The 24,641-nt window shown below is 59.7% G+C and carries 22 protein-coding genes, 1 tRNA gene and 1 pseudogene; 11 read left to right on the forward strand and 13 right to left on the reverse strand.

The genetic code is table 11. The annotated features are described in order from the left end of the window. The 4 genes from ACR3ES_RS13335 to ACR3ES_RS13350 all read right to left on the reverse strand — a co-directional run bounded on the left by ACR3ES_RS13335 (position 1) and on the right by ACR3ES_RS13350 (position 4,971). Positions 1-816 carry a sugar phosphate isomerase/epimerase family protein gene (locus ACR3ES_RS13335; RefSeq protein WP_170434733.1) on the reverse strand — a complete coding sequence of 272 codons (816 nt, stop codon included), beginning with the start codon at positions 814-816 and terminating at the stop codon, positions 1-3. Between the two features lie 66 nt (positions 817-882). Then, positions 883-1,923: a lipocalin-like domain-containing protein gene (locus ACR3ES_RS13340; protein WP_170434731.1), complete on the reverse strand. Its 1,041-nt coding sequence runs from the start codon at positions 1,921-1,923 to the stop codon at positions 883-885. Next, a complete protein-coding gene (locus ACR3ES_RS13345) occupies positions 1,913-4,327 on the reverse strand; it encodes an ABC transporter permease (protein ID WP_170434729.1) in 2,415 nt (804 codons plus the stop codon). The genes ACR3ES_RS13340 and ACR3ES_RS13345 overlap by 11 nt, the downstream gene beginning before the upstream one ends. Continuing rightward, a complete protein-coding gene (locus ACR3ES_RS13350; protein WP_170434727.1) occupies positions 4,324-4,971 on the reverse strand; it encodes an ABC transporter ATP-binding protein in 648 nt (215 codons plus the stop codon). Before ACR3ES_RS13350 ends, ACR3ES_RS13345 begins: the two co-directional genes overlap by 4 nt. A gap of 158 nt (positions 4,972-5,129) precedes the next feature. On the opposite strand from ACR3ES_RS13350, the gene ACR3ES_RS13355 reads away from it, so the two are divergent. Then, the gene (locus ACR3ES_RS13355; protein ID WP_170434726.1) at positions 5,130-5,564 is read left to right on the forward strand and encodes a potassium channel family protein; all 435 of its coding nucleotides are present in this window, start codon (positions 5,130-5,132) and stop codon (positions 5,562-5,564) included. Here ACR3ES_RS13355 and cls read toward each other — a convergent pair. The 4 genes and pseudogenes from cls to ACR3ES_RS13375 form a co-directional block, all read right to left on the reverse strand. Further along, a complete protein-coding gene (cls, locus tag ACR3ES_RS13360) occupies positions 5,561-6,973 on the reverse strand; it encodes a cardiolipin synthase (protein WP_480425462.1) in 1,413 nt (470 codons plus the stop codon). The genes ACR3ES_RS13355 and cls overlap by 4 nt on opposite strands. Positions 6,974-6,997: 24 nt before the next feature. After that, positions 6,998-7,972: pseudogene (locus ACR3ES_RS13365) on the reverse strand (HAD family hydrolase). 68 nt (positions 7,973-8,040) lie between these two features. Continuing rightward, positions 8,041-9,642, reverse strand: a complete 1,602-nt coding sequence (locus ACR3ES_RS13370; protein ID WP_480425464.1) for an arylsulfatase — start codon at positions 9,640-9,642, stop codon at positions 8,041-8,043. 211 nt (positions 9,643-9,853) lie between these two features. Next, positions 9,854-10,930, reverse strand: a complete 1,077-nt coding sequence (locus ACR3ES_RS13375) for an AI-2E family transporter (protein WP_170434720.1) — start codon at positions 10,928-10,930, stop codon at positions 9,854-9,856. Between the two features lie 171 nt (positions 10,931-11,101). Here ACR3ES_RS13375 and ACR3ES_RS13380 point away from each other — a divergent pair, with 171 nt between their 5' ends. From ACR3ES_RS13380 to ACR3ES_RS13395, 4 genes are all read left to right on the forward strand, one after another. After that, positions 11,102-11,968 (forward strand): YihY/virulence factor BrkB family protein, encoded by an 867-nt coding sequence (locus ACR3ES_RS13380; RefSeq protein WP_170434718.1) that lies wholly within the window; start codon positions 11,102-11,104, stop codon positions 11,966-11,968. After that, the gene (locus tag ACR3ES_RS13385; protein WP_480425466.1) at positions 11,965-13,659 is read left to right on the forward strand and encodes a multiheme c-type cytochrome; all 1,695 of its coding nucleotides are present in this window, start codon (positions 11,965-11,967) and stop codon (positions 13,657-13,659) included. The genes ACR3ES_RS13380 and ACR3ES_RS13385 overlap by 4 nt, the downstream gene beginning before the upstream one ends. Next, a complete protein-coding gene (locus ACR3ES_RS13390) occupies positions 13,650-13,865 on the forward strand; it encodes a hypothetical protein (RefSeq protein ID WP_480425468.1) in 216 nt (71 codons plus the stop codon). The genes ACR3ES_RS13385 and ACR3ES_RS13390 overlap by 10 nt, the downstream gene beginning before the upstream one ends. A gap of 131 nt (positions 13,866-13,996) precedes the next feature. Next, a complete protein-coding gene (locus tag ACR3ES_RS13395; RefSeq protein WP_170434716.1) occupies positions 13,997-14,155 on the forward strand; it encodes a hypothetical protein in 159 nt (52 codons plus the stop codon). A 3-nt stretch (positions 14,156-14,158) separates the two neighbouring features. Here the strand turns inward: ACR3ES_RS13395 and ACR3ES_RS13400 are convergent, their stop codons facing one another. The 4 genes from ACR3ES_RS13400 to ACR3ES_RS13415 form a co-directional block, all read right to left on the reverse strand. Continuing rightward, positions 14,159-14,875, reverse strand: a complete 717-nt coding sequence (locus tag ACR3ES_RS13400) for an RlmE family RNA methyltransferase (RefSeq protein WP_170434713.1) — start codon at positions 14,873-14,875, stop codon at positions 14,159-14,161. Between the two features lie 110 nt (positions 14,876-14,985). Next, the gene (locus ACR3ES_RS13405) at positions 14,986-15,213 is read right to left on the reverse strand and encodes a helix-turn-helix transcriptional regulator (protein WP_170434712.1); all 228 of its coding nucleotides are present in this window, start codon (positions 15,211-15,213) and stop codon (positions 14,986-14,988) included. Continuing rightward, positions 15,210-15,608 carry a hypothetical protein gene (locus ACR3ES_RS13410; protein ID WP_170434710.1) on the reverse strand — a complete coding sequence of 133 codons (399 nt, stop codon included), beginning with the start codon at positions 15,606-15,608 and terminating at the stop codon, positions 15,210-15,212. The genes ACR3ES_RS13405 and ACR3ES_RS13410 overlap by 4 nt, the downstream gene beginning before the upstream one ends. 79 nt (positions 15,609-15,687) lie before the next feature. Beyond that, positions 15,688-16,800 (reverse strand): Ppx/GppA phosphatase family protein, encoded by a 1,113-nt coding sequence (locus ACR3ES_RS13415; RefSeq protein WP_170434708.1) that lies wholly within the window; start codon positions 16,798-16,800, stop codon positions 15,688-15,690. Between the two features lie 179 nt (positions 16,801-16,979). On the opposite strand from ACR3ES_RS13415, the gene ACR3ES_RS13420 reads away from it, so the two are divergent. The 6 genes from ACR3ES_RS13420 (at position 16,980) to ACR3ES_RS13445 (ending at position 22,520) form a co-directional block, all read left to right on the forward strand. Next, the gene (locus ACR3ES_RS13420) at positions 16,980-18,866 is read left to right on the forward strand and encodes a PhoX family protein (protein ID WP_170434707.1); all 1,887 of its coding nucleotides are present in this window, start codon (positions 16,980-16,982) and stop codon (positions 18,864-18,866) included. A gap of 247 nt (positions 18,867-19,113) precedes the next feature. Continuing rightward, positions 19,114-19,410 (forward strand): virulence factor, encoded by a 297-nt coding sequence (locus ACR3ES_RS13425; protein WP_170434705.1) that lies wholly within the window; start codon positions 19,114-19,116, stop codon positions 19,408-19,410. Positions 19,411-19,436: 26 nt separating this feature from the next. Next, the gene (locus tag ACR3ES_RS13430; protein ID WP_170438345.1) at positions 19,437-20,363 is read left to right on the forward strand and encodes a methylenetetrahydrofolate reductase; all 927 of its coding nucleotides are present in this window, start codon (positions 19,437-19,439) and stop codon (positions 20,361-20,363) included. A 9-nt stretch (positions 20,364-20,372) separates the two neighbouring features. After that, positions 20,373-21,437, forward strand: coding sequence for a methyltetrahydrofolate cobalamin methyltransferase (locus tag ACR3ES_RS13435; protein WP_480425471.1), 1,065 nt, complete (start codon positions 20,373-20,375; stop codon positions 21,435-21,437). Positions 21,438-21,529: 92 nt separating this feature from the next. Continuing rightward, a complete protein-coding gene (locus ACR3ES_RS13440) occupies positions 21,530-22,390 on the forward strand; it encodes a polyphosphate kinase 2 family protein (RefSeq protein ID WP_480425473.1) in 861 nt (286 codons plus the stop codon). Between the two features lie 56 nt (positions 22,391-22,446). After that, positions 22,447-22,520 (forward strand) — tRNA-Gly (locus ACR3ES_RS13445). 65 nt (positions 22,521-22,585) lie between these two features. Here ACR3ES_RS13445 and ACR3ES_RS13450 read toward each other — a convergent pair. Next, the gene (locus ACR3ES_RS13450) at positions 22,586-24,634 is read right to left on the reverse strand and encodes an ASKHA domain-containing protein (RefSeq protein WP_170437919.1); all 2,049 of its coding nucleotides are present in this window, start codon (positions 24,632-24,634) and stop codon (positions 22,586-22,588) included. Positions 24,635-24,641 lie beyond the last annotated feature (7 nt).

Consider the following 24,641-nt stretch of genomic DNA (forward strand, 5'->3'; position numbering starts at 1 on the left):
TTATTCGGCGAGTCCCAGCGCGCATAAATGCTCAAAACCTCGGAGGACGTCTTGGCTGTCCCGCAGCTCCAGCACCAGACGGGCTTGAGGGGCGCATTGGGCAATCGCCTCGAACACTGCGTACCAGTTGACGCTGCCCTGACCCGGCGCCCAGTGACGGTCGGCATATCCATCCGCGTCCTGAACATGGACATGTGCCAGCCGATCGCCAGCCGCCCGGACATAGTAGTCCACCGGCGGCGCGCCGGTCGCGCCATGGGCATAGTGGGCGTGACCGGTATCCAGCGACACGCGGACATAGTCTGATCCAAAACTGTCCGCCAGTCGCACCCGGTCCTGCGGATCCTTGTCTTCGATGTTTTCGATCACCAGTTCAACGCCGTGATTTTCGGCCCGCGCCACAACCGGGCTGAGGGTCTGATGCACCCGGGCAACCTGATCTGCGCGCGAAGTCAGATCACCGTCCAGATTATGGGCATTCCAGGTGGAGTAGGGAGAGTGCAAAACCATTTGTGTCGCGCCCAACTCGGCGGCAATATCCACCCCCCGGTTTAGGCGGTTCTGCACAACGTCTCGAATGTCGGGATCGCGGCAATCCAACGGCAGATTGCAAAACGGTCCATGGATGCCCAGACGGCCTGTATGCCCCTGCAAGGTGGTCTTGGCACTGGCTATGAGGTCTTGTGCTGCGTCGCCGAGGTTTTCCGGAAAAATAAAATCCTGAACCTCGAGATCGCGTTGCGCATCAATCAACCAGTCGCGATGAGATGCCAGATCTGCAACCATCAACGCGGCGCCCACTTTCAGTTTTGTCATAAAGGGTCCTTTCACTTCGGCGCCGTTGATAGGGGCAACGTGTGACACCGAGGCGACAAGGTCCTGTCAGTAGCCGGTCATTTCCAGATATCCGCGCCCGGTATGGCTGCCGGTGACGGAAACGGGCCCCTCCCAGTATTCGAAGCGTGTGGCCATCCAGGCATCCGGGACAAGTGCGCGCACTTCGACGTCCAAATCGCGGTCCGGAAGGATCACGCGCCAGTGCACTGGAACATCCCGGCCGGCCACGCGCGCGGTGCTCAGCGGCTCAAAGGTTGCGGACCCGTTTGGTATGGCCTCGGTGCGGCCGTCGGCGGCAATCCAGGTGGCCGCTGTAAAGTCACCCCGCCCTCCACGCAGGCGAAAGGCCATCATCTTGTCGCCGCCCTCGAAACTGAGCGAGAACCAATCCCAACCGCTCTGATCTTCGGCCAGCGGTTGCGACGACCATTCGCGGTCCATCCAGCCATTGCCGGTGACAGCGACATCCCCATCAGGCAGGTGCAACACGCCTTCGACCGCGTAAAACGGCTGCGAGTAGTAGTAACTCGCTTGACCTTCGGCAGATTTGACTGAATAGCCAGCGTCCCCATGAAAAACCAAGGGGCCCTGAGCATTCAGAGACAGATCATAACCAAAATCATCCCCATTGGCCGTCAGGGTCAGGCGGTCAAAGTCGGGCCCGCTCATGCGCCATTCGTCGATCCAGGCCTCAAAAGGTTGCGCGGTGACGCCCGCCTGGCCGATGCCGCCGCGCGACAGACGTTCGGCAAAATGGTGGGTTTCGGGCGTTGTTACCGCCGCATGTCCCATCCAAATCTGCGGGCTCTGCCAGTCTTCCGTTTCCGATGGTTTGAGCGCAGAGCGAAAGAGTGTCCACTGGATCCCGTAATCGCGCCCGTCGTCACCCGTTAGGTTTGCCGTCAGATACCACCACTCGATCCGGTAGGTGGGATGCGGCCCGTGATCCTTGGGAAAGCTGAAGTGATACCCGCGTTCAGGAATGTCGAAGCCTTCGGCGGTGCCACCAAGACCGGCATAGCCCTGCGCCCAAACGGCACAGGGAAAGAGGAGCGCAACAAGGAAAGCCAGTGCCTTAACGTTCATTTGCAAACACCCTGAGCAGATCGGCGGGCGGCAGGCGTAGCAACCGCAATGCGGGCAGGGCAGCGGCGGCAAAGGCGGCCAGGATGGTCAGCGCCATGAGGTAGAGCCAGTCGCCCGGAAAAACATACATCGGCAGACGCCAGCCAAAAGCCTGCACATTGATGACGGCCAACAGAACCCATGCCAAAATCAGCCCCAAGGGCAAGGCCAGGCAGGCGGTCAGCGCGGCAAGAACGACGCTGCGCACCAGTTCCAGCCGGGCCAGTTGCCGTCTGTTCAAACCCAGCGCCCAGACCGGCGCGATCTGCGGCAAACGCTGGGTCCACAGGGTCAGCAGACTGGTGAGAATGGCGAAACCGGCCACCCCAAGGGTCAGGATGTTCAGCGCAGATGTGACTACGAATGTCTTTTCAAATATCGCCAGCGACTGCGCCTTCATGGCCGCCTGCTGGACGACGCCCTGCCGGGGCAGGTCGAACCGGTCACGCAGAGATTGTGCCATCTCAGTTGCGCGACCAGGGTCCATGCGGATGCCAAAACGACGGGATTCGGTGCCGGGCGCAATCCTGTCCAGCTGTGCCATGGACACGATGGCCTGACCTGTGGGGTTGCCATAATCCGAATAAACACCAGCGATGGTCAGGATCTGACCCGGCGCAAAGGTCAGAGTGTCGCCGGGCCAAAGGTCGGACCGGCGGGCAAGTTGTTCGTTGATCAACGCGGTTTCGCCAGACATCACAGTGTCCCACACGTCGGGCGTTGAGGCGATCAGGGGCCAGTACTGGCGATAGACCGGGTCATCGACCACTCCATACAAGAACAGCGGGCCGGTTTCATGCGCCAGTTCGACGCTGCGGATCGGCAGAATTGCGTCGACTTGAGGGGCCAGCCAATCGGTTATGTCGCGAGCTTGTGCGGTATCTTCTGCGGTCACATAAAGCTCGGAGGTCAGCCTCTGATCCAGCCAGCCAACGAATGTCAGGCGAAAGCTCGACACCATCGTCCCGACCCCGATATTGGCGGCCAGTGCCAGCAACAAGGCCATCAGAGCCAGCGAAAGGCCCGGCAATTGCGCGCGCATATCGGCCCAGACCCATTGCGCAACCGGCCCCTTTGCGGTGCGGGCGAACGCAGACAGGGCCAGCGACAAGAGCGGGGGCAGCAACAGGGAAGCCCCGGTCAGCAACCCGGCGACCAGAGCGAACCCTGCGATCAGTCCACCAACAGCAAAGTACGCGGCGGCTCCACAGGTGATCAGCGCGACACCAGCCATGGCGCCCCATCCGCGTCCGGAACTGGCCGTCCGCCACGCCTGCAGGCCGGGGCCGGCCAGAAGCGGCATCCGCGACAGCCGCCACAGCGCGTGGCCACTGGCCAGAAGGGTCCCAACCAGTGCCATGGCAATCCCGGCCGCCGCCCAGTCCGGTTGTAGGGACATCTGTCCGGTGACGGGGGCCCCGTAAAGCCCGCGCAACGTGGCCGCCACATCCGGCAGCAATGCCCCTGCCAGAAAGAAGCCCAGCACAAGGCCCAGAGTTCCTCCGATGATCGCAAACAGCGTCAGTTCTGCCAGGATCATCCACACCAGACGCCGCATGGAGACGCCGAGCGCACGCAAGGTCCGGATCATGGCACGCCGCTGCGCAAAGGCCAGCCCGACAGTGCCATGGACAATGAACAACCCGACCGCAAAGGACAGCAACCCAAAGGCAGTCAGGTTGAGATGGAAACTGTAGGTCAGTTGTGCGGTGTCGATTTGCGAGGCCGGGCTGACGCGTTCCAGCTCTGGTGCGATGTCCGACAGTGGGGGCAGGGCGCGCGGCTGCTCCGGCAGGACAACCAGCCGCGAGATCGCTCCGCGCTGGTCCAGCAAGACCTCTGCAACACCGATATCTGTCAGGATGATGTCCGGTGGCAGGGACGCGCTTATCAGAAGTGGTGGCAAATCCTCCTGCCCGCGCAACAGCGGTTCCAACTCTGGCGTGATGAGAAGGCGACCCGGCGCCGTCAGCATGTCCGCCGGTTCGGGCGGCGTTGCGCTTTGTTCCGCTTCGGTCACTGCTGGCAAGGTGGGATAGGCCACCATATCGACCCCCATCAGGCGCAGGGTTTGGCCCTCTACGCGGTAGGGACCTTCGAGCACCGCCGCGATCTGCCATCCGGCCCGCCGAAGCTCAACATAGCGGGACACCGGAATTGGCCCCGACGGGTCGCGCAATTCGTCGAACTGACCCAGGGCAAGCTGGGCATTTGCGCGGGCGTAGCTCGCGCGGGCTTCGGCATTGATGGCCTGAACCGCAGACCACAGCCCGGTTGCCAGTGCGATGCCAATGAGCAAGGTTGCAAGCTGCAACAGATGCGCCCGCCAATGGGACAGCAGTGCCTGTACGACTGCTGCCGTCATTGCAGGTGACCGCCTGCCAGATGCACCCGCCGCTGCAGCCGCGCGGCGATGTCCTGCGAATGGGTCACCAGCAGCAAGGCCGCCCCGGTATCGGCGACCAGAGAGAGCATCAGGTCCAGCACATTGGCGCTGGCGGTTTCGTCCAGATTGCCTGTTGGTTCGTCCGCCAGCAGCAGGTTGGGACGGGCAGCCATGGCGCGGCCGATCGCAACCCGTTGCTGTTGTCCGCCGGACAGGTTTTCCGGATATCGGCTCAGCACATCCGCCAGGCCCAGCCGGTCCGCCAGCTCTTTGCACCAGCCGTGGTCAAAGCATCCGGCCAATCTGGCATGCATGGACAGGTTCTGATCGACCGTAAGTGAAGGGATCAGGTTAAATTGCTGAAACACAAGGGAAACACTGTTGCGCCGGAGGGCCGCGCGCCCTGCATCATCCAAGGCTGACAGGGGGGTGCCGTCCAGAGTGATCTCACCAGAATCAAACCCGTCCAGAGCGGCCGCAAGGTTCAGCACCGTGCTTTTGCCGCTGCCGCTTTCTCCGGTCAGGGCCAATGTCTGGCCCTGATCCAGATCCAAAGTGACGTCCCGCAACACGGGCCGTCCGCCGGGGTAGGATTTCTGAACCTGATCGAACTTCAACACCATAGCGCAGGATGTGCAACTGTTTGCCTGACTGTCCAGTACAGATGCGCGCGCGGCACCAAACGCCGCAGGTCTGTGCCGGGCGGGTTGGGCTTGTGCCCAAAGGTCTCAGCGGTCATGCTGCGACAAGATACTCGCGCCGCAAATCAGGATGTAAAAACATGACGTTGTCGCACCAGATCTTTTGGGGCAGCACCTTTCTGGGCCTCTGCGTTCTGATCGAGATCTTTTTACTGACCTGGTGCACGGTGGTTCTACTGAAACTTGGCGACAGGATGGAGGGGCGCGGCGTGTTCATTGCCACTGCCGGTCCGATTGCCATAGCGTTGGCGTTCATCGTTGCGACGCACACCATTCAGGTCTGGATATGGGCGATTGTGTGGGTGCTGCTCGACGTGCTTCCGGACTGGAACACTGCGATCTACTTCTCTCTGGTGTCTTTCACGACACTTGGATATGGCGATATCGTTTTGGGCGAAGCATTGCGAATATTTGGCGCGTTCGCGGCGGTCACTGGATTGCTGGCCTTCGGTTTGTCTACGGCTTACATGGTGGCCCTTATGACGCGCGTGTTTCAGGAGAGGTTTTTCTCTTAAAGGATAGGCGCGAACAGGCGCGCCAGCGGGGCGCCAAAGCGGATATGGGCGGGTTGCTGAGCCAGATCGCGGGTCAACTCGTAACTTGACTCGAAATCATTCAATAGCATCGCCTCAACGGCCCGTGCAGCCTGGGTGTCGAACAGCAGCGCCATCGCCTCAAAGTTCAGCCGGAACGAACGATTGTCGAGATTGGTCGTGCCCACCGCCGCGAGCGTATCGTCGACCACAAACACTTTCTGATGCATGAAGCCGTCGGTGTATCGAAACACCCGCGCGCCGCAGTCCCGGACCTCATCGAAATACGCGAAGGCGGCGAGCCAAGGCAGGCGGTGATCGATGATCTCCGGAACTAGGATGCGGACATCCACGCCACGCATGGCCGCGTGCTGCAACGCGGTCATGATGTCGATATCGGGCACGAAATAGGGTGACGCGATCCACAACCGCTCCTTTGCCTCGGCGATCGCAGCAAAGAACATCATCGCACCTGTTTCGGTTTCATCGCCGGGGCCCGTTGCCACAAGGAGGGCGTTCATATCCTGCTCGGCCACGCTGCCGGCCCAGACAAGGTCGTCGATCAGGTCCTCGTCATGCGCCCAGTGCCAGTCTTCGGTAAAGATCAGCTGCAATTGGCGGACGATATGGCCGGTCATCTTCAGATGCGTGTCGCGCCAATGTCCGAAATGCGCGTTCTCGCCAAGATATTCGACACCGATGTTGTGCCCGCCGATAAATCCCGTCTCGCCGTCTATGATCACCGTCTTTCGGTGATTGCGATAGTTGAGCTGAAACCGGAAATTCGGGCCGCGCTGCTGGCGGGGATCAGCCACATCGATCCCGGCGTTTTGCATGGTTTCCAGATACTGTGTGGGCAAGCCGTAGCTGCCCACAGCATCAGTCATGAACCGGACATGCACCCCCCGTTTGGACGCTGCGATCAGCTTGTCCTGTAACTGGCGGCCTAGCCGGTCATCCCGCACGATATAGAACTGGATCAGAATATAGCTCTGCGCGCTGTCGATGGCGTCAAAGATGGCGTCAAACGTCGCCTGTCCATCGATCAGGAGTTCGGCGCCATTGCCGCGCGACACTGGCAAGTGGGCCAGAAACTCGAACGGGCGCGGATTGATCTGCATTGTGGACGGATCGGGTTTGGAGAAATCTGCAAAGGTCTTGATGCCTTCGACCACCCGTTCGCTTTCCTGTCGCGCGATGCGGTAGTCGCGAAACCGGTGATGCCCCAGAAACAGATACATCGGAACCGCGAAGAAGGGTGCCGAGATCAGAAAAACCACCCATCCGACCGCACCTTGTGGCGTCCGGGCTGTTTGCGCCGCGCGCACAGAAAACACGACCGCTGTTGTATAGAGCGCAACAACGAAGGAAGAAACAAGCAATGTCCACATATGGTTAGTCGGCTCCGGCGTCGTTTACCTGGCGCCAGTGTAGATGCGGGACCAGTCCTGCGCCATATCAACAATCACCCAACCCATGTCCGAACCTTTGTCGAGCCCGTCGACCAATCTGCCTATCGGGCTGTCCCGGTCATACGCCCATTCCCGTTCGGCGTCCGTATGGTGGATCAGCACGCCCAAACGGGGGCCATTGCCCGCCGTAGTCCATTCCATCATTGCAAAATCGCCGTCCGAGTTGCCTGCGGCCAGGATCGGGCGCTTGCCAACTGTGCGTTCGATATTGATCGGCTTACCCTCTTTGTCGTCGATAAAGGCAATGCCAGGGGCTTTGACCACGGTTGGAACGCCGTTCACGACCTCCATCGTACTGTTTCCATAGGTGCCCAAAACCTGATGAGGCGGAATGCCATAAGCCTCTTCCGCAAAGACGCGCATGAAATGAATGCCGCCACCGGACACGATGTAAGTCTGAAAGCCCTCGTCGCGCAGATAGCGCAGCAGCTCAACCATCGGCTGGTACGTCATCTGATGAAAGGGCAGGCCCGTGTCCGGGTGCTGTGCTCTCTCCAGCCAGTCGCTGACGGCGGCTTGAAACGTATCGACGCTTGTGCCGGAATGCTAGGCGTTTACGACCTCGATCAAGGCATCGTGGCCACCCTGCAAAACGGTTGCCAGATCGCCTCCGGCCGCAGCCTGCAGGATCGGTGAGGTCAGGATCGATGGATCCTCTTCCGCCAGATCCGCCAGCCGGTCCATCGCAAAGATAAACTGGAAATAAACCGGCTGTTCCGCCCACAGTGTACCGTCATTGTCAAACACGGCGATCCGGTCGCTGGGCGTGACGTAATCGGGGCTTTCCGGGTCTGTGACGGCGTCAACAAAGGACATGATCCGCTCGCGCGCATCCGTATCGTTCCAGCTTGGCAACGGGTCGGCCAGCGCGGTCATCGGCAACGTAGAAATCAGCGCAGCAAGGGCGAGACGCATCATGATCCTATCTCCTCATCCAGAATCCGGGGCCGCTGAATGGCGGCCCCGGGCGTGCAGGCTTGCTCCACTTAATTGGACGTGGGCGTGCTCAGTTTCTCCATCACCTGATCCAGACTGAAGCTGGCCGCTTTCTGCCGGGGCGGAAATTCCTGGAATGTGCTCAGGAAGCCGGCAACATATTGTTGCGCCGGAACCAGGAAGTACACGCGGTCAATCATCCAGTCATAGTAGGTGTTCGACGTCCGATAGCCGCGTTCATAGGGATCACGCCGCAGGTTGACGATAATCGGGACGCGCAGTTCGGTGAACGGTTCCATCCAAGCGCGCAAGGTGGCCCAGGCCTTCTGCTCCAGAAAGATCAGCTTCCAGTCGTCAAACCGCAAGGCGGACAGGTCGCCGTCATCGGTAAAGTAGAAAACCTCGCGCCGGGGGCTTTCGGAGGTCTCACCCGTCAAGAGCGGCAGAATGTTGTAGCCATCCAGGTGAACCTTGTAGTCGCGCCCCATCGCCGTGGACGAGTACCCGGCCATCAGCTTTTCCTTGATCTCAGGATCTCCGGCAACTGCCAGATAAGTCGGTAGCCAATCCATATGGTGCACGATTTCGTTGGAGACGGATCCGGCTTCGATCTGACCGGGCCAACGCACCATTGAAGGAACGCGCCAACCGCCTTCCCAATTGGTGTTTTTTTCGCCCCAGAAAGGGGTCGCCGCAGCGTCTGGCCAAGTGTTGTAATGCGGACCGTTGTCGGTTGAGTAATGCACGATTGTGTTGTCGGCGATCCCCAATTCATCCAGCAGATCAAGAAGTTGCCCGACATGCATGTCATGTTCAATCATACCGGCGGTGTATTCATCCGCCGGTGTGCCCATGATCTCGTTCGCCTGTGTGCGCATCTCATCCTTAACATGCGTGCGGAAATGCATCCGGGTGCCGTTCCACCAGACATAAAACGGTGTACCGTTCTGGTTGGCTTCTCGAATGAACTCAATCGCTGCCTCCAGTGTCTCTTCGTCCACGGTTTCCATCCGCTTTCTGGTCAGCGGTCCGGTGTCCAGGATTTCACCCCCTGCCGAAGACCGGATCACGCCACGCGGACCATAGGCTTCGCGGAAGGTCTGACCGTCCGGCAGAAGGGCGTCGCCGGGATAATCCTCGTGTTCAGGCTCTTCTTCGGCGTTCAGGTGGTACAGATTCCCAAAAAACTCATCAAATCCGTGGTTTGTCGGCAAATGCTCATCCCGGTCACCCAGGTGGTTCTTGCCAAACTGGCCAGTCACATATCCGTGGTCCTTCAAAAGACCCGCGATGGTTGGGTCTTCGACCTGCATCCCTTCTTTTGCGCCGGGTAAGCCCACCTTGGACAACCCGGTGCGGAACACCGACTGACCCATGATGTACGAGGATCGTCCGGCGGTGCACGACTGCTCGCCATAATAATCGGTAAAAATCATGCCCTCATCGGCGACGCGATCAATGTTGGGGGTCCGATATCCCATCAAACCCATCGTATAGGCCGAAATGTTGGATTGCCCGATATCGTCACCCCAGATGACAAGAATATTCGGCTTTTGGTCCTGTGCCCATGCTGGAATGGCAAGACACGCTGCAAAGGCGGCAGTGGCCAGCTTGTTGACCCACGTGTCGCGGGCTTTAATCGACATTGACATATGATGCTCCTCAAGTGGCGGGTCTGTGACCCTGACTTGTGTACAAAATCTAGTCGGCGGTGCTTTGGCGTCTTACTGCGCCACCTGTAACCTGCCGATTCCCAACGCTAAATTTCGACCCGCGGGAGCCTCATCCAATGACGCTAGCACACGAAAAATTCGAAATACACACTTTTTGAATGAAGATTTCCGGACCAAACAACCGGTTCCATCACCCTGCTTTTTCGTCTTCGCCCAGCCGGCCATCCAGAGACATCAGTATTGCGATGGGTCGCAGCGCCGGGATGTGGCTGAAGACGATCAGGATGCACACCGTCAAAGGAACACTCAGAAACGCCCCGATCAGGCCCCAGACCGTTGTCCAGAACATCAGCGCCAGAATGACAAGAAAGGTGGACATGTTCAGCGACCGCCCAAGCATGGCGGGGTCGAGGAAGTTGCCGATCAGGAATTGCAGCGTCCCGCAGCCCAGCACGATGATCAGAAACGGGCCAACGGTTTCAAATTGCACCAACGCGATCATGGCCGGGAAAATCACCGCGATGATCGACCCGATGGACGGAATGAAGTTCAGGGCAAAGGTCAGAACCGCCCAGGTTTCGGCATATTCCAGACCCAGAGCCCGAAACACCGAATAGCTGATGCCTGCGGTTACCAGACTGATAAAGGTTTTGACACCAACATAGCGTTGCAGGCTGAAAGAGATTGCGTCCAGCATACCGGCAAATTCGGACCCGGCTTGCGGATTGCCTGCCGCGAGCTGAATCTTTTTGCGAAAGGCCAGCCGCTCGGCCATCAGAAAGGCGACGTAGAGGCTGATGAGAAAAAACTGGTTCAGCAGGGATGTGGCGCTGCCCAGCAGCACACGGGCCACATAGGACATGTCGATGCTGACCAGATTGTCCCGGATAAAGGTCGTCACGTCATTGCCGACCAGTCCTGTGATGCGGTCCACGGCGCCGTCGAACTGACTTTCATAGGTGTTGATGGTGCGGGCAAACTGTGTGGCCTGGCTGCCGAGAATGTACATGATCATGAACAGGCCGGCCAAAACCACCGTCACGCCAGCGATATTGGCCAGCCAGACGGGCGCGCGCGTCAGGGCGATGACCCGGTCGCTCAGCGCAATAATGAGCACGTTGATCAACAGCGCCATCGTCAAGGGGATCAGAAAGGCGGCGCCCGCGTACAACCCCAGCACAACCAGTGTTGCTACGATGCAGGTGTCGCGCACCACTTCCAGCTTAAGCCTTGGCCGAACCGGGATGTTGTTCTGATCAGAGGTCATACCTGGGCCTGTCCTGCGGGCAATCGCTGCCCGAAAAAGGGGTGAACGTCAGACAATCCTGCACAGGCGCATGGGTTTATGCAATGCGCTCAGGTGTTTGAACATCCTTTGTTCCCACGGTTTCGCCCATTTTGGGTTCTGTGATGGGGACAGGCGGGGTAGGCTCCCCATATGACCGGATCCGTGATTCCCGCTTTTGGGCGGCCTGTGCAGGCGCTGTGGTTGGCCCTTCGGCGGTTTAACGACAAGAACGGTTTTGTGATGAGCAGCCATGTCGCCATGTCGATGATGATGGCCCTCTTCCCGTTTGTCCTGTTCACGGTTGCTCTGGCGGGTGCCCTGTCGCAGGGCTATGTCACGGATGAACTGATCGAATTGATTTTTGGCGCCTGGCCACGGGATGTTGCCGACCCGATAGTGTCCGAATTGCGCGCGGTTCTCGAGGGGTCCGGAACGGGCGTCATAACGTTGGGCGGTTTGCTGGCGATTTACTTTGCGTCCAACGGGGTGGCAGCGGTGCGCGCCGCCATGATTCAGGCCTACCACGATCGCGACAGCTGGCCTTTCTGGAAGGCGCGCCTGCTGTGCCTGGTCTTGGTTATTGTCGGCGGTGCCACGATTCTGGCCATTGCTGCGGTCGAGGTCATTCTGCCGGCTTATACGCAACTGGTCGCGGAACGCACCGATCTGGCTCTGTCAGACTGGTTGTCGGTCGACAGGTTGCGGTGGACATTCACGGTCGCTGTTCCGGCGGGCACCGTCCTTCTGGCGCATTTGATCCTGCCAACCCGCCGCCATGCCCTAGTGCAGATACTTCCGGGTGTCGTGCTAACCCTTGCGCTCTGGGCGGCGGGCGGATGGGGGTTCTCGATCTATGTCGGTCAGTTCGCCACCTACAGTGCAACATATGCCGGGCTGGCCGGGGCCATGGCGGCCCTGATCTTTCTGTATCTGTGTGCGGTGATCCTGATCCTCGGTGCTGAGTACAACGGTGCGCTGATGGACCTGCGCAGCGGCACCGGGGGGAGCGGCGGTTGAAACGCCTGGCGCTGGCATTCTCGGTTCTTGCGCCGTTCAGCGCTTCTGCACAAACACCAGACTATGTGGGCACAGATCAGTGCAAAGACTGCCACACGGATGAGGTTGCCGCATGGGCCAAATCGCATCATGCCCTGGCTTGGACCCATGTCAGCGACGATGCTGTTCTGGCCGATTTCGGCGATACCCGCTTTGCGCATGACGGGATGTCCGTGGCGTTCAGCAAAAACGCGGACAGCTACACCGCCCGGGTCACCGAAAAGGACGGCCAGAAAACCGATTATGAGGTGCATTCGGTGGTCGGTGTTGAGCCGCTGCAGCAGTATTTGTTTGAGACCGAACCGGGCCGATTACAGAGCTTTGACGTGGTGTGGGACACCGAATCCCGGCGCTGGTTTCACCTCTATCCGGATCAGGACCTGCCACCCGATGACGGGTTGCACTGGACCGGCCCGTACAAGAGTTGGAATGCCCGCTGCGCCGAATGTCATGCGACGGGGTTTGAAAAGAACTATGATTCAATCACCCGGACCTATCGCTCGGTCCAATCCGAGATTGGTGTTGGGTGCGAATCCTGTCACGGACCGGGGTCTGCTCATATCGATTGGGCTGCCGGTCAGGATTCGGCGGATGGATTAAGTGAGTATGGCTTCCTGATGAGTTGGGGCAGGGGGCAGACCGAAGCCGAAATCCAGCAATGTGCGACATGTCATTCGCGGCGCGAAGCACATGAAGACGGCAACCCGCTGCCCGGAACGCCCTATCACGACGCCTACAATCTGGCCCTGCTGCGGCCCGGTCTGTATCACCCTGACGGGCAGATACAGGACGAGGTCTACGTCTACGGATCGTTCCTGCAATCCAAGATGTACGCCCGCGGGGTTGGCTGCATGGACTGTCACGAGCCGCACAGCGCGACACTGGTTGCCGAAGGCAATGCGCTGTGCACCCAATGTCATTCACCCGCCGGACGCCCCGATTTTCCAACCCTTGCGAAAAAGGAATACGACACGCCCGCTCACCACCATCACCCGGTGGGCAGCGCGGGCGCGCAATGCAAAAGCTGTCACATGATCGAACGGGTCTATATGGGTGTCGACGGTCGGCGCGATCACAGTTTCCGGGTGCCGCGTCCTGATCTGGGACTGGGTGTGGATACCTGCACCGATTGCCACAGCGAGGAAAATCAGGATTGGGCCGCCGGGCACATCGAGGCGTGGTTCCCCCAGTCGGATTATCGTGGAGCCCATTACGGGACCGTATTTGAGGCCGCAGTTGCAGGTCACGCGGACAGTTCGGAAAGTTTGCTGGCCATCGCGCTTGACCCTGCGCAGCCCGGTATTGTCCGGGCCACGGCGGCCTATTTGTTGCAGCCGTTTGGTTCGCCTGAGGTAGCGACTGACACGGCCCCGTTGCTGCGCGACCCCGACCCGCTGGTCCGTGCCAATGCGACGGCCTTACAACGTCAGGCTGCCTTAGCCGACCAGATACAGCGGCTGGAACCTTTGTTATCCGATCCGACGCGCAATGTCCGTATCGCGGCGGCCAAAGAGTTCCTGAATATCCCGACGCAGGCTTTGACGCCGGAGCAACAGGAAAAGGCTGGGCAAAGCATGGCGGACTGGCAGCGCTCGATTTCCAACCGGCTGGACTTTCCAGAAACCCATCTGGTGCTCGGGGGATGGCCCTGACGCTTCGCAATGCCGGCGCGGCTGAGCGTGCGTTCCGTGAAGTTGTCGCGCTGGACCCGCAACGGGCCGAGGCGTGGCCGATGTTGGTGCAATTGGCACAGATCAACCGTGGAGCAGGCGCTGCGCGAGACGTGGCCCGCGAGGGGTTGAGCGTTCTTCCGGACGACCCAGCGTTGCAACAACTCCGGACGCAGCTTGGTCCTTGAAGCGGCCGATCTCAGCCCGGTTTTGGTCATTTTCCCGGCAAATTTCGGCGTTAGGACTTAGGGCAGGGCGTGCCAGCCCTTGTGTTCGGTAAAGGTGATCTATGTCAGAGCAGATGCCACAGAGACCGGTGATGGTTAGAAAAACATCGTTGGATCAACGCATTGCCGAGCTGCGTGCAAGAGAGCCGGTTGATCTGAATCATGGCGAAGCGCTGTTGCTGCAAGGCATTGCCTCGGCATCGCTGCGCGAACAGCGATTGGCGGGTGAACGGATCGCGCTGGAAGACTAAGGTTTAGCCGCGAAAACCGGTGGCGACGACGAATTTTTCCGAACTGTCGGACCGGGACGCGGGTGGTTTGACATTCGCCACTTTCACAAACTTCTGTTTCAGCAGCTTTTGCAGATCGCCTTCGGCACCGCCGGCCAGAACCTTGGCCACAAAGGTGCCGCCCTGTTCCAGTACGTCAAAGGCGAAATAAGCCGCCGTTTCGCACAGCGCCATGATCCGCAAGTGATCGGTCTGCTTGTGGCCCGAGGATGACGCGGCCATATCCGACATCACAACATCCGCTTTACCGCCCAACCAGTCCTTGACCTTGTCGTCCGCGCCGTCATCCAAAAAATCCAACTGGTGAATCTCGGCCCCGGCAATCGGCTCAACCTCTTGCAGGTCGATGCCCAGGACCGTTCCGATCTTCTTGCCGGATTTCTCGCCCAACGCGTTGACGCGTTTGACGGCAACCTGACACCAGCCGCCGGGCGCACAGCCCAGATCAATCACGCGCGCCCCGGGGACCAGAAAGCGGAACTTGTCGTCCAGCTCCAGTATTTTGAACGCCGCACGCCCACGATAGCCTTCGGTCTGCGCGCGCTTGACATAGGGGTCATTCAACTGCCGCTGCAACCAGCGGGTCGAACTGAGCTTGCGCCCGCGTGCGGTTTTGACCTTAACCTTAAGATCGCGTTGTCCGCGGCCCGAAGTGTTTTTTCCTGTCGGTGTCTTCGTCATAGAAAGGCTCTCGGTCCGGGTATCGGCAGGGGCAGCGCCAGGACTTCATCAGGTGGTGGGCCTTTTCGTAATACTGCCAGTAGATGATAGCAACAGGTCATCATCGGTGTTTACCCCGACCCGGGCGGGATCCGGGTCTCAGATAACCGAAAAAGGGCTTCAACGCTGACACCAAGTGCGTGCGACAGCTTCAATGCCAGAACCGTCGAAGGAACAAACACGCCATTTTCAACGGTGTTGATCGTTTTTCGGCTGACTTCCACACGCTCCGCCAGTTGCGCTTGTGTCAAACCCGCCTGTGTCCGGTGTTCTTTCAGCGTCGTCGTGAGTTGGATCATCCGGCCCGCCCTGAGAGGGTCGCAACAATCATCCAAATCGATGGAGTGGCAATCAGAATGGGGCCAAGCCATAGAAAGGCGGTCTGTGCCTCGACCTCTCCCCATTGTGTCAGGCCAAACAGAAGCCAGAATGCGATCAGCGCCATCCAATATCCAAACTGATAGGACCCTCGATGGGATGCGACGGTTTGTTCATCCCATGCGGGACGGATGGTTTTAGGATACAGGATCGAGGCGACGAACTGTGCCACACCGCCCAGCACAGCAATCGCGCCGATGATCAGAATCCAGGCCGGAAACGAAGGCGTTCCAAGTATTGCATAGACAAACAACGCGACGCCGGCCCCGCCGATCAACAGGTTGGTGGTAAATCGAGCAACTGTAAGCGTGTTCATTGCTGGTCCCCTTGATGTAACCTTTGAGTTACATATGGATCTCAAAAAGTAACGTCAAGGTTACAAATATGCCAAAGTGTTAAAACGGCCCGTCTTCCAATACGCCGTCTGCGCTCATCTGCGCATAGAGCAGACCCTCGCGCAGCCCCCGGTCCGCAACAGAGAGGCGATCTGTGGGCCAACAGCGCAAAAGGGCCTGCAAAATGGCCGAACCGGACATGATCAGGGCCTGACGGTCGTCTCCGATACGCGGATCGCGGCGGCGTCCGTGCGGGCCAAGGGCCAGATAGCCACGTATCACTTTGTCAATCTGATCGCTGGTCATGCGCAGCCCGTCCACCTTGGTCCGGTCATAGCGCTTCAGACCCAGATGCGAGGCTGCCACGGTTGTCACCGTGCCGCTGGTGCCCACGATCTGAAACCCCTCGCGGGCCTGCTCATCCTTGTAGGGCGCGAAATCGGCCAGGTTTTCCTCAAAAAACCAACTCATGAGCGCGAACCGCGCCGAGTCATCTTCGACGTCACTGAATTGATCCCGCAATGTCGCCACGCCAAGGGGTACACTGATCCAGTCCACAACCTTGGCGGCCGGAAACGGGCTCTCGGCAGTATGAAACCCGTTATGCAGGCGCATGATCGCGGCAGGACGATCCCGGCGGGGCAGGGACGAGATATCGATCCAGACAAGTTCCGTTGATCCCCCGCCGATATCCACGACCAGCAGCTGCTCGGTCTTGGTCGACACCAGTGGTGCGCAGGAGATGACCGCCAGCCGCGCCTCTTCCTCGGGCTGTATGATCTCAAGCGTCAGCCCCGTTTCGCGCTTGACCTGTCGGATGAAATCGCGGGAGTTCTTTGCGCGGCGGCAGGCTTCGGTCGCGACTAGACGCATCCGCCTGACCTTGTTGCGCTTGAGCTTTTGCTGGCAGATCCGAAGGGCCTGAACGGTACGGGACATGGACGCCCGCGACAGCCGCCCGGTTCGTTCCAGCCCGGCACCCAGTTGCACCGACTTGGAAAAACTGTCTACCACATGGAACCCGCTGCCCTTGGGCTGGGCGATCAACATGCGGCAGCTATTGGTCCCCAGATCCAGCGCCGCATACAACGCATCTGGATCGGGTCTTGCCGGCGCGGGGCTTTCGACCGCTTTCGGGAATGCGCCCGCACCCTTGGGACGCTTGGGCGCCATCGTCACGCCCTCCGATTTCGAGTTACCCCGACCCTAGGCGGGGCTTCGCCGACGCGCAAGGGATTTCAGTGTCTAAATTAGCGGGAATGTCACATGCGGTTCATACTAGAATGCGACCTGAAAGGTCGGAACCCTCAACGGGATTCTCTACGAGCTGACAGCCAGATACGGAGACTGCCATGAAAGATGAGCACAGCCTTTCCTTTGACGAATACGATGAGGTCGTAAATCCCCGGCCTGAAGAGTGCGAGTTTGACCGCGTGGTGGAATGCGCCCTGTCACGTCGCGGATTTCTTGGCGGTGTGCTGGCTATAGGCAGCTTTACGGCTGTTGGCGGTTCGCTTCTGCCGACGGGCGCGCGCGCAGCGACAGACCGGTTCGCGTTCGAGGCGATCCCGGTTTCAACCGCAGATGACGTTATCGTACCCCCGGGGTACAAGGCCGAAGTCATGGTGCGCTGGGGCGACCCGCTTTGGTCTGACGCGCCTGAATTCGATCACGCAACGCGCGGCACCGCCGCCAGCCAGGAACGTGCCTTTGGCGACAACACCGATGGTCAGGACGTGTTCCTGCACGACGGTCACGTTCTGCTGGTCGTGAACAACGAATACACCAACCGCGACATTCTGTGGGGCAACAACCCGGATGCCAAGGCGGCCTCGGACGACGACGTTGCCAAGGGCATGATGGCCCATGGTGTGACAGTGGTCGAGATCGCCAACACCGACGGCACATGGGGCATCGTCAAGGACAGCCCGTATAACCGCCGCATTACGCCTCAGACCGACATGACCCTGACTGGCCCCGCGGCGGGTCACGACCTCATGAAAACCGCTGCTGATGCGACGGGAACCATGTCGAAAGGCACGTGGAACAATTGCGGCAACGGCGTGACACCCTGGGGAACCTACCTGGCGTGCGAAGAGAACTTTAACGGGTACTTCTCGGCTGCCGACGAAAACCACGAGGTCAGCCCCGAACTCAAGCGCTATGGCGTCTCTGCCAGCGACTGGGGCTATGGCTGGGCCAAGATCGACGACCGTTTCGATGTTTCCAAGAACCCCAACGAGCCTAACCGCGCGGGCTATGTCGTCGAGATCGACCCCGCCGACCCAACTTCGACGCCACGCAAGCTGACCGCTCTGGGTCGCTTCAAGCACGAGAATGCCGAGGCGATCGTGAACAATGACGGACGCGTTGTTGTCTACATGGGTGATGATGAACGTGGTGAATTCCTGTATCGCTTTATCTCGGACGGCGTGTACGCCGCTGGCGTGGACACCAATGCTCTGCTAGAAAACGGCACATTGTCGGTGGCCAAGTTCAACGACGACGGTACCGGTGAATGGCTGGATCTGACGCCGGAAACCACAGGCATGGCCTCGCAGGCGGATATCAGCATCCACACCCGCCAGGCGGGCTCGGCCGTGGGCGCGACCACGATGGACCGCCCGGAATGGGTTGCAGCCAACCCGAACATCGCCGAGGTCTATTGCTGCCTGACCAACAACAAGAACCGTGGCGTGAAGCCGAACGCCGGTGGTGATGACACGTCGGTCAACGGTCCGAACCCGCGTGAGGCCAATAACTACGGCCAGATTGTGCGCTGGCGCCCCGAGGGCGGCGATCACACTGCCCCGGGCTTTGGTTGGGACCTGTATGTGCTGGCGGGCAACCCGACGGTCCATCAGGACGCCTATGCAGGTTCGGACAACTTGAATGCCGACAACATGTTCAACTCACCCGATGGGCTGAAGTTTGACAGCAACGGCCTGCTGTGGATCCAGACCGACGGCAACTATGGCAACGAAGGTGACTTTGCCGGTCAGGGGAACAACCAGATGCTGGCCGGGGATCCGGTCACCGGCGAAATCCGCCGCTTTATGGTTGGCCCCAACGAATGTGAGATCACGGGTATCAGCTGGTCGCCGGATCGGCGCACCATGTTTGTGGGCATTCAGCACCCGGGCGAAGACGGCAACAGCCACTGGCCCGAAGGGGGGGATGCGGTGCCGCGCTCCGCGATCATCGCCGTGACCCGCGAGGATGGCGGCCTCGTCGGTTAAACCTGACCTGAGCCAGAAAAAACGCCCCGGACCGCAGAAGCTGTCCGGGGTTCTTTGTTTTATGCAGATTGTTCATGGACACATTGAGAAATTTGATATGCGCTTTTGTGGACGATCATTGTAAAAGCCCCGGTATCCCATCGCGGCCAAAAACGTCGCTGAAAAAGCGCCGGGTGTCGAAAATCGACCGACCCGGACCCAGATTGAAGTTTAGAACCGCCCCATCGGGTTAGGAGGAATCACAACAATGCCTGACGTCACCATCGTGTACTGGCGCGACATTCCCGCTCAGGTCATCGTCGGTAAAGGCCGGCGCGGTGCCAAGCGGCCGTTGGAAGAACGGTTCGAACAGGCCATTGACCGCGCCGCTATGAAGGTGAATGCCAAGGACAGTGATGCCTATCTGGCTGAATGGCGCAAAGCGGAACCTTTTGCAGTTGAGGGCGACCCGTCCGAGATTGCCGAGGCCGAGGCGGTGCGTCTGGAGACGGAGTATGATCAGGACCGCATCAAGGCGCTGATCGCCAACGACGGTTGGGCATGAGCCCGAAACAGCTATGGGAGGCCGCGATGTCTTTGCTGAGTTTCAAGAAACGGGAAGTGGTTGAGGCTGGTCCGGTCAATCCGACGGTTGAGGCCTTTTTGCAGGGCTATTCGATTGAGGTGATGCCTCGGACGGCTGAGAAGGTTGAGGATTTCCGCGCGTTGTTGCCTGAAGGCACCCGCGTCTACATCGCCCATATCGAGGGCACGCCGATCGAGGACATGGTCAAGACCGCCAAGCGCATCGCGGATGAGGGCTATCCGGTCATGCCGCACTTCCCGGCGCGGATCATCAAGGACGCCGCGACGCTGGAAAACTGGGTCTCAATGTATCAGGGCGAGGCGGGCGTCGATCAGGCGCTGCTGCTGGCCGGTGGCATAGCCAAACCGCATGGCGATTTCGACAGCTCGATGCAGTTGCTGGAAAGCGGTCTGTTCGACAAGGCAGGCTTCAAACGCCTGCATGTGGCGGGTCACCCAGAGGGCAACAAGGACATTGATCCCGACGGCTCGACAAAGAATGTTGATGACGCGCTGCGTTGGAAACAGAAGTTCAGCGAAACCACCGACGCCGAAATGGCACTGGCGACCCAGTTCGCTTTCGATGCCAAGCCGATCATCGCCTGGGCGGACAGCCTGAAAGAGGCGGGGATCAACATCCCGGTGCATATCGGCATCGCAGGTCCAGCCAAGCTGCAGACCCTGATCAAATTCGCCATCGCCTGCGGTGTTGGCCCGTCGCTGAAGGTTCTGCAGAAACGCGCCATGGATGTGTCCAAGCTGTTGCTGCCGTATGAGCCGACGGATGTGATCACCGAACTGGCCACCCACAAGGCCGCCAATCCGGAGTTCAACATCACCAACGTGCATTTCTTCCCGCTGGGCGGGATCAAGACCAACGCCAACTGGGCGATCAATAACGGCGGTGCGTCGGCACAGCCTGCAAACGCTTAAGGACCGGACATGACCCGTACAGTCGTCGAATCAAAAACAAAAACTGCCGTTCTGGGCTTTGACGAACCGTTCTGCGTGATCGGTGAGCGCATCAACCCCACGGGTCGCAAGAAACTGGCGGCGGAACTGGAAGCGGGCGATTTCTCGACCGTCGAGAAAGACGCGCTGGCGCAGGTTGCGGCCGGTGCGACCGTCCTGGATATCAACGCCGGGGTTGTCTACAACTCGAACCCAAACCCAAACGAGACCGAGCCGCCGCTGATGCGCCGGATTGTCGAGCTGGTGCAGGGTCTGGTGGACGTGCCGCTGTGCATCGACTCGTCGGTTCCGGGCGCGTTGGAAGCCGGTCTGGAGGCGGCTGAAGGCCGTCCGCTGCTGAACTCGGTGACTGGCGAGGAAGAACGCCTGGAACTGGTTCTGCCGCTGGTCAAGAAGTACAACGTGCCGGTTGTGGCGATCTCGAATGACGACACCGGTATTTCCGAAGATCCCGATGTGCGTTTTGCCGTCGCCAAAACGATTGTCGAGCGGGCCGCCGATCACGGCATCCCCGCCCATGACATCGTGGTCGACCCGCTGGTCATGCCCATCGGTGCAATGGCAACCGCCGGCAACCAGGTCTTTGCCCTGGTCCGTCGCCTGCGCGAGGAACTGGGCGTGAACACCACCTGCGGTGCCTCCAACATCTCGTTTGGTCTGCCCAACCGTCATGGCATCAACAACGCCTTCCTGCCCATGGCCATGGGCGCCGGTATGACCTCGGCCATCATGAACCCGGTGGCCTTGCCGGTGACGCAGAAAAAGATTGCCGAAAAGAAAGAGGCGGTGGCTGCCGCCGGCATCATCCTGCCCGAGGGCATGGAGGACGAGGCCTTTGTACAGATGTTCGGTCTCGGCTCGACCCTGCCGCGCGCCGGCAAGGAAATGGAAGCCATCCGCGCCGCCAACCTGCTCACAAACAACGACCCACACGGCGGCGCATGGATCAAATTTAATAAGGCGCCCGAGGCAGAGGGGGCCGAAGGTGAGGGCGCGCGTGGACGCCGCGGAGGCGGTCGCCGCCGCCGCGCCTGATAAAAACCAGATACAACCAGCAAAGGCCGGGCGTTTCTCCCGGCCTTCTGTGTTTGACCCGGATCAAGGCGCGGTTTTTGAAACCAGACAGAATGGTCGCATCAAACGTTCTGATCCGGTTAACCATGTCCAAACATCACCCTCCAAAACTGTCGGATGCAGATCTGACCAAGCGTTTGGAAAAAAACGCGTATTTTGAACAGCTTGCTGAGCTACAGGCCAAACTTGCACGGATTCAGCAGGCGTTTCTGTTTCACGGGCTGAAAGGCGTGCTTGTCTTCGAAGGCTGGGACGCGGCCGGCAAAGGCGGCACCATTCGCCGAATCAGCCAGGCGCTGGATCCGCGTAGTTTCAAGGTCTGGCCCATCGGTGCCCCCAGGAATTATTACCTCAACCGCCACTATCTGCTGCGATTTTGGGAGCGTCTTCCGCCCTGTGGTGCGATCTCGGCGTTTGATCGCAGCTGGTATGGCCGGGTCCTGGTCGAGAGGATCGAAAACCTCACGCCAGAGAAACGCTGGCGCGCCGCCTATCGGGAAATCAACGATTTCGAACGCATGCTGGCGGATGACCGGACCCGAATTGTAAAACTGTTTTTTCACATCTCGCCGGACGAACAGATGAGACGGTTCACCGAACGGCTCAAAGACCCCCTGAAGCGTTGGAAACTGACCTATGAGGACTTTCGCAACCGTGAGAAATGGGAGCAGACAGAACTGGCGGTTGATGAGATGCTGGCGCACACCTCGACCGATATCGCGCCTTGGCATCTGATTCCGTCGAATAACAAAAAATATGCAAGAATCAAAGCGATGAAGGTCATTGTTCACGCGTTGTCCAAGGGTGTGGATTTGTGCCCCCACCATCTGGATACGCGCACCCTGGACGCTGCCGGCAAAGCGCTGGATGTCGACCAGTCCCTGATCGACAGTCTGCGTGCCCGGACGGAGTGATATTGTCTCATACGAGCTTGAACCGGGTAAAGCGGCGATGCTATTCAGACCAGTACGCGGGTATGATGTAATGGTAGCCTGTCAGCTTCCCAAGCTGAACGCGCGGGTTCGATTCCCGCTACCCGCTCCAGAGTATCGCACGCCTAAAATTTGATTCCGGCCGGATAGTGGGGTTTGGCGCGTCTTACGAAGCACTCAACCCCTGCGTCGACGGCGGCGTCCGCCGCCTGCTTCGCTTTCTGCACCGCCTGCGTTGAAGGAGGGTGAAGGCAGGGTGACGACCCGCGCCAGTTCGGGGAACGGGTCTGTTTTGTGCGGGATGGCGTTTGCGGCCACAAAATGGTCCTGGAATTTCGGTTCAATCGCGGTTTCGACCTTGGTGATCTCGCGCACGACCCGTTCGATCTCGGCGCGGGCCGCGATGTTGCACAGGGCGATTCTGGCGCCGGTTCCGGCCGCGTTGCCGGCGCTTGTAACTTTGTCCAGCGGGGCGTCCGGAATCATGCCCAGAACCATGGCGTGTTTGGTCGAGATATGGGCGCCAAATGCCCCGGCCAGTACAACCCTGTCGACCTTGTCGACCTGCATCTCATCCATCAGCAGGCGCGCGCCGGCATAGAGGGCGGATTTCGCTAGTTGGATGGCCCGGATATCGCCTTGGGTGACGGTTATGCGCGGCCCACCCTCGGCGCTTGAATCGTGGATCATGTAGGAATGCGTGCGGCCTTCGGGTACACAGCGCGGGGTTCCGGCTCGCTCGGCCGAGCCGATCAACCCGCTCTCATCCAGCAGGCCGGCCATGCGCATTTCGGCGACGGCTTCGATGATACCCGAGCCGCAGATGCCGGTGATGCCGGTGGTTGCGACATCCTGGTCAAAGCCATCCTCGTCCGACCATTTCTCGGACCCAATGACGCGGAACCGGGGGTTCTTGGTGACAGGGTCGATCTCGATCCGTTCGATGGCGCCGGGGGCCGCGCGCTGGCCGGAACTGATCTGGGCCCCTTCAAAGGCCGGACCGGTCGGAGAGGAGCAAGCTAGAACACGGCTGGTGTTGCCCAGCAGAATCTCGGCATTGGTACCCACATCGACGATAAGGACCAAATCCTCGGATTTGCCGGGTTCTTCCGACAGGGCCACGGCGGCGCAGTCTGCGCCGACATGGCCTGCGATGCAGGGCAGGATGTAAATCTGCGCCCGCGGGTTCATGTTGGTCAGGTCCATCTCGCGCGCGGGCAGGGACATGCTTTCAGACGTGGCCAGCGCAAACGGCGCCTGGCCCAGTTCCACCGGGTCCAGCCCCAGCAGCAGGTGGTGCATGACCGGATTGCAGACAAACACCGTTTCGACAATCAGCGTGGCGTCGATATCGGCCTCTGCCGCGATTGAGGTGGTCAGATCGTTGATCGCCTCGCGCACGGCCTTGGTCATCTCGCGATCCCCGCCGGGATTCATCATGGAATAGGACACGCGACTCATCAGGTCTTCGCCAAACCGGATTTGCGGGTTCATCAGGCCGGACGAGGCCTTCACTTCCCCGGTTTCCAGATCGGTCAGATGCGCGGCGATGGTGGTTGAGCCTAGGTCAATAGCCAGACCGTAAAGCCCATGTTCGTGCAGCCCCGGCCAGATTTCCACAATGCTGGCCACGGCGTCCTTGTGGCCCTTGTGGACGGCAACAGTGACCTCCCATTTCCCTTTGCGCAATGCCGGTTGCAGTTTGGACAGCAGGGATAAATCGGCCGTGACCGTCTCGATCTTCCATTGCTCGCGCAGGGCGCGTTCCAGCCGTTCCAGATCGCCGGTGGGCGAATGCATGTCGGGTTCTTCGACCACCACGAAGTATAACCGTGTCGCCGGGTCCATGGTGATCGCGCGGGCGGCCGCGGCCTTGCGCACCACCTGGCGGTGTACCTGGCTTTCCGGTGGCACGTCGATCACGACATCGCCCTGTACCGTCGCCTGACAGCCCAGTCGGCGGCCCGGTTTAAGCCCGCGTTTGTCGTCATAGCGTTGCTCGACCGCATTCCATTCGCTCAGCGCGTCTTCTTTGACGGTTACGCCATGTTTGGGAAATTCTCCGTAGCTGGGTGTAATCTGGCATTTGGAACAGATACCCCGCCCACCGCAGACCGAATCCAGATCAACCCCCAACTGGCGCGCGGCGGTCAGAATCGGCGTGCCGGTCGGAAAATGCCCGCGTTTGCCCGATGGGGTAAAGACGACAAGGGGGTCGGTTGTCATGAACGGC

Source organism: Ruegeria sp. B1 (assembly GCF_056535885.1).